This window comes from Oleiagrimonas sp. (genome assembly GCF_027858935.1).
GTDB lineage: Bacteria > Pseudomonadota > Gammaproteobacteria > Xanthomonadales > Rhodanobacteraceae > Oleiagrimonas.
Window position 1 is genome coordinate 1 of record NZ_JAQIBU010000211.1, and the last position, 4,761, is coordinate 4,761.

5 protein-coding genes are annotated in these 4,761 nt (G+C 63.2%); 1 reads left to right on the plus strand and 4 read right to left on the minus strand.

What is annotated here, in order from left to right; all coding sequences use genetic code 11:
• Positions 1–39 precede the first annotated feature (39 nt).
• Positions 40–1,311: a lipid IV(A) 3-deoxy-D-manno-octulosonic acid transferase gene (waaA, locus tag PF446_RS07960; RefSeq protein ID WP_343224666.1), complete on the minus strand. Its 1,272-nt coding sequence runs from the start codon at positions 1,309–1,311 to the stop codon at positions 40–42.
• Positions 1,312–1,420: 109 nt separating this feature from the next.
• On the opposite strand from waaA, the gene lpxL reads away from it, so the two are divergent.
• The gene (gene lpxL, locus PF446_RS07965; RefSeq protein ID WP_298070866.1) at positions 1,421–2,323 is read left to right on the plus strand and encodes an LpxL/LpxP family Kdo(2)-lipid IV(A) lauroyl/palmitoleoyl acyltransferase; all 903 of its coding nucleotides are present in this window, start codon (positions 1,421–1,423) and stop codon (positions 2,321–2,323) included.
• Here lpxL and PF446_RS07970 read toward each other — a convergent pair.
• The 3 genes from PF446_RS07970 to PF446_RS07980 form a co-directional block, all read right to left on the minus strand.
• A complete protein-coding gene (locus PF446_RS07970; protein ID WP_298070867.1) occupies positions 2,317–3,087 on the minus strand; it encodes a glycosyltransferase family 2 protein in 771 nt (256 codons plus the stop codon). The genes lpxL and PF446_RS07970 overlap by 7 nt on opposite strands.
• Complete coding sequence (locus PF446_RS07975) at positions 3,084–4,355, minus strand: O-antigen ligase family protein (RefSeq protein ID WP_298070869.1); 1,272 nt, start codon at positions 4,353–4,355, stop codon at positions 3,084–3,086. The genes PF446_RS07970 and PF446_RS07975 overlap by 4 nt, the downstream gene beginning before the upstream one ends.
• A gap of 67 nt (positions 4,356–4,422) precedes the next feature.
• The coding region (locus PF446_RS07980; protein WP_298070870.1) for a glycosyltransferase at positions 4,423–4,761 on the minus strand (339 nt) is incomplete at its 5' end.

The following is a 4,761-nucleotide window of genomic DNA, read 5'->3' on the forward strand; positions in this document are numbered from 1 at the left end:
CGATCGTCCTTCTGGTCCCGCCTGCAATTGTGCGGGACTTCAGTCGTCCATCAGCGGACGAATCAATGCCATGATGCGGTCGACAGCACCCTGCTCATGCTCAAATACCCTGCGCGCGGCGCGGCCCATGCGCTCACGCTCATCCGGGTGTTCCAGCAAGCCGCGCACTGTATTTCCCAGGCTTTTCTCGCTGACCTCAAGTGCGCCCCCTCTTGTGCGCAGACTTTGCGTGATGCCCTCGAAATTGAAGGTATGCGGCCCGACCAGTACAGGGCAGGAAAGAGCAGCGGGCTCCAGCAGGTTGTGTCCGCCGATGTCGACCAGGCTGCCGCCCACGAAGGCCACGTCAGCGGTCGCATAAAATCGTATCAGCTCACCCATGGCGTCGATGAGAAAACACTGGGTTCGCGCACCCGCATTGCGGTCCGTGCTACGCACTGCGGTACGAAAGCCCAGGCCACGGATGGTCTGCTCGACCAGACGGAACCGTTCGGGATGTCTGGGCACAAGCACCAGCAATGCATCCGGGAAACGTTTGAGGACTTCAAGATGGGCTCGCAACACCACCAACTCTTCGCCTTCATGCGTGCTGGCGGCGATCCAAACCGGCCGCTCGCTGCCCCATAGCGCGCGGTCTTCAAGTGCCTTCGCGTGCACGCCGGACGGCAGCGGCATGTCGAACTTCAGGTTGCCGGCGACTGTGATGCGCCGCCGGTCGGCGCCCAGCAACCGATAGCGCGCGGCATCCACGAATGACTGCGCGGCCACATGCTCGACACATGTCAGCGCTTTTCGAGCCATCTTGCGAAACGGCATGTAGCCGCGCATCGAGCGACGTGAAAGTCGCGCGTTGACGATCAACAAGGGAATATGACGTCGACAGCAGGCCGCATAGAGATTGGGCCAGATCTCGGTCTCCACGAAAACCGCGATGCGCGGCCGGAGGACCCGAAGAAAGCGGCCGATCACCACGGGCAGATCGAACGGAAGATAGACATGCAACACCCGGTCCCCAAACAGCTTGCGCACCCGCTCCGAGCCGGTTGGCGTCCCCGTGGTCAACACCATCGGATAATCCGGGTAGGTCTTCATCAAGGCCTTGATCAAAGGCTCGGCTGCATTGACCTCGCCCAGGGACACGGCGTGCAACCAGATACTGTCTCGTGCCAGCACGGGAGCCGGAAAGATTCCAAAACGTTCACGCCAGCGCTGGTGGAAGTCACCATATCGCCAGCCACGAGCCCACAACCGCACCATCATGACAGGCGTGGCCACGAACATGGCAAGCGTGTAAAGCAGGCGCACCGGCATCATCCTGGTGGATATGGCGGGCCAGTATAACGATTGCACGTCTCGAGCAACCGCACGCGGCGGCCGCATTGATTACAATCCCCCTCTGATGTCCGGAACGACCCGCCCCATGTTACAGCGCACTCTGCTTCGACCGGCCCTTTGGCCGTCTTGGATCGGACTCGGCTGCGTGTGGCTTGTGGCTCGTCTTCCCTATCGCGTCCTGCTCGGGCTGGGCGGCGCACTCGGTCGACTCATTCGCCACATCCCCAGTGCCAGGCGCCACATCGCCGAACGCAACATCGCCTTGTGTTTTCCGGAACTCGATATCCGTGCGCAACGCAGGCTGGTCGATGACCACTTGCACGACCTGGGCTACATGATGGCCGAATTCGCGCTCGGCTGGATGGGCTCCGACGCCGCCATCGAACGCATTCCCATGGATATTCAGGGACTCCATCACCTTGAGCAGGCGCGGGCACAGGGTCGGGGGGTCTTGCTGGTCGGTGGCCACTTCTCGCACCTCGAGCTGTGCGCGCGCCTGGTCTCGCAGCAGATACGCATCGCCGGCATGTACCGGCGCATGAACTCGGAGGTCTTCGAGTGGGCCGTACTGCGCGCACGACTGGATTACGCCGATGCCATGTTCGACAAGGACGACCTGCGCGGAACTGTCCGTTACCTCAAGCGCGGCGGCACCATGTGGTATGCGCCCGACCAGGACATGCGCAGCAAGGACAGCGTCTTTGTGCCGTTCTTCGGTGTCCCGGCCGCGACCATCACCGCGACCCATCACCTTGCGCGGTTGTCGGGTGCGCTGGTGATTCCTTTCTTTCATCGGCGTCTGCCCGGCGGCGGCTATGCGATTTGCCTTGACCCACCGCTGGAGGATTTCCCTGGCGCCGACGTGACCGCCGACACCGCCCGCGTCAATACCGCCATCGAGCGCATGGTGCGCGCCGCACCCGAGCAATACCTGTGGGTGCACAAGCGTTTCAAGACCCGCCTTCCCGGTGAGCCACCGGCCTACTGACTGCCACGCCCGCGATGGCGCCGCGCCTCGTGCAGCTTGGCGTATTTCAGGAACACGTAGAACGCCCCGGAGGCACTGGCGATGAAACCTGCCCAACCGTTCAGGAAATAGCGCTTGAACAGGTATTGGCGCAAAAAGAAGACCGGTGGATACACGACCATGCGCACGCCCGTGAAGCGCTGACGCCGGCGCAACTTGTGCGCCACCATGCCGCTGGAGTAGCGGTTGATCTTTTCCACCCGGGCGGCGATATCGCGATCCCCGTCGTTGACGAAGTCAGCACGGCGCAGGATGCGCACCGGCCCCTCCACTTCCACCGCCGCGTGCACCTCCACATCATTCATGCGCCCGCGTCGCCGATCAAACAGGCGCAGATGCGCGTTGCGGTGACTCCATGGGTGCTGGATGGTCCAGAACATGCGCTCGCGCCGCGGCAACCGGTAGCCGGCCACGTCCGGCTTTACCAGCGCCTGTTCGATCAGCGCACGCGTCCCCGGCGAAAGCACTTCGTCGGCATCAACATTGAGCACCCAGTCATTTCGAGCCAGGTCGATCGCACGCTGTTTCTGGGGTCCGTAGTCGTCGAACGGATGGACCTCCACACGCGCACCATGGCGCCGGGCAATCGCCACCGTTTCGTCCTCGGAGCCCGAATCAAGCACCAACAGATCCTCGGCCCAGTCGACGGCTTGCAGGCAACGCTCCAGAGTGTCGGCGTTGTTGTAGGTGATCACGACCACCGACAGCGGTTCACGCGTGCTCACGGATCGAGCTCCAAAGCCTCGTCCTCGACCACGAACAGCGCGGCACACCACAGTGCCAGCAACCACCAGAAGAACAGTCCCCACCAGGCCGAATAGAAGGCCAGGTGGGTGTTCAGCGGAAACACTGTGACCGCCAGCGCCACTGTGGATGGATAGGCGAGTGCGCGCGCCTGTGGATCGCGTCTTCGCCAGGTCCGCCACGCCAGCACCGTCGCCGCCAGCCAGGCCAACAACCCAATGGTCCCGGTGTCACTGGCCACTTCCAGCACCAACTGATGCGCATGGCAGGCACCTTGATTCTTGCCGCACGCCTCCTCGCTGGTCACGAAGTGGTCGTTGCTTGATGCATATGCCGGATAGGCATATCGGAAGGCGCGCACGCCCACACCATTGATAGGATGCCCCAGGTACATGCGCAGGGCCACGCTCCAGATATCCAATCGGCCGCTGGTTGCCGTGTTCACGCCCTGCTCGGTGTCACTGAACACCTGCATGGTCCGCTGCATCCGCTGATGGAATCGTGGTGAAGTCTTCCACGCCAGCCCCGCTGCCAGGGCAAGCGCCAGCAGACCGCCGGCGCACCATCCCAGGAGACGCAGCGGCGTGCGCGCTTCGCGCCAGGCAAAGGCAAGCGCCACCAGAGCGAAGGTCAGCCAGGCCGCGCGCGAGCCGGCCAGCAGAATCGGACCGAGCATCAGCAGCATGGCCAGTATCAGGCCGCGTCGTTTCCATTGCTCGCGAAACAGCCACAGCACGAATGGCGACAAACTGGCCAGCACCGGTCCCAACTTCAGGTTACCGGCGCCAAAGATGCCCGAAATACGCTCGGGAGCAGCGTGCCCTCCCAGACTCCAGCCGGTGAAGATCTGCACCCAGGCATCGAGCGCCCACAACGCCACCACCACGCCACTGGCCACATACATGGCGTGCAATCTGGACCGTCGCCGGATCGCAAAACAGGCGTACAGGCCGAGCGGTATATAGCGGATGATCCCGACCACGGTTTCCCAGCTGCGCGCCATCGCCACGCTGTCCAGGGCCGAAACCAGGGCTGCGGCAAAATAGGCCGCGAACAGCCACAGCAACATCCGGGCACCGGCATGCCCGGACAGCGCACGCGGCTCGCGCACGAACAGCATGATGCAGCCCAGCAGGCACAGGAATGTGCCCAGTTCGCTTGCCCGGCCCACCGGCAACAGTGCCAGCACCAGCCAGAACGGCAGCAGCGGCGAACGCAGGGCGGCTTTCAATGACGTGGCGAAAGACATGCACGTGGATCCGCGAGACCAGGGCGGATTGTAGGGTATACGGAATGGGGTCGAACGCGTGCGCCGCTCAGCCGCTCTGTCGGGTCTCGACCAGACGGCTGTAGAGTGCCAGCACCTGCGACTGCATATCCTTCAGGCGGTAGCTTTCCAGCGGTGCGATGGAAGGCGCCAGACGTAACAGTTCGGCCGCACGCTCGACCAGCCGCTCATGATCCCCCAGCGGAACCCGGCCAGCCGGATACAGTTCGGCCAGCAACTCGCCGACACCACCGTGCGCATAACCCAGTACCGGACGGCACAGCGAGAGCGCCTCGATCACGGTTCGCCCGAACGACTCGGGTTTGTTCGACAACTGCAGAATCAGCGAGGACACCGCATAGATATCGCGTACGTCGTCGCGCGGCGG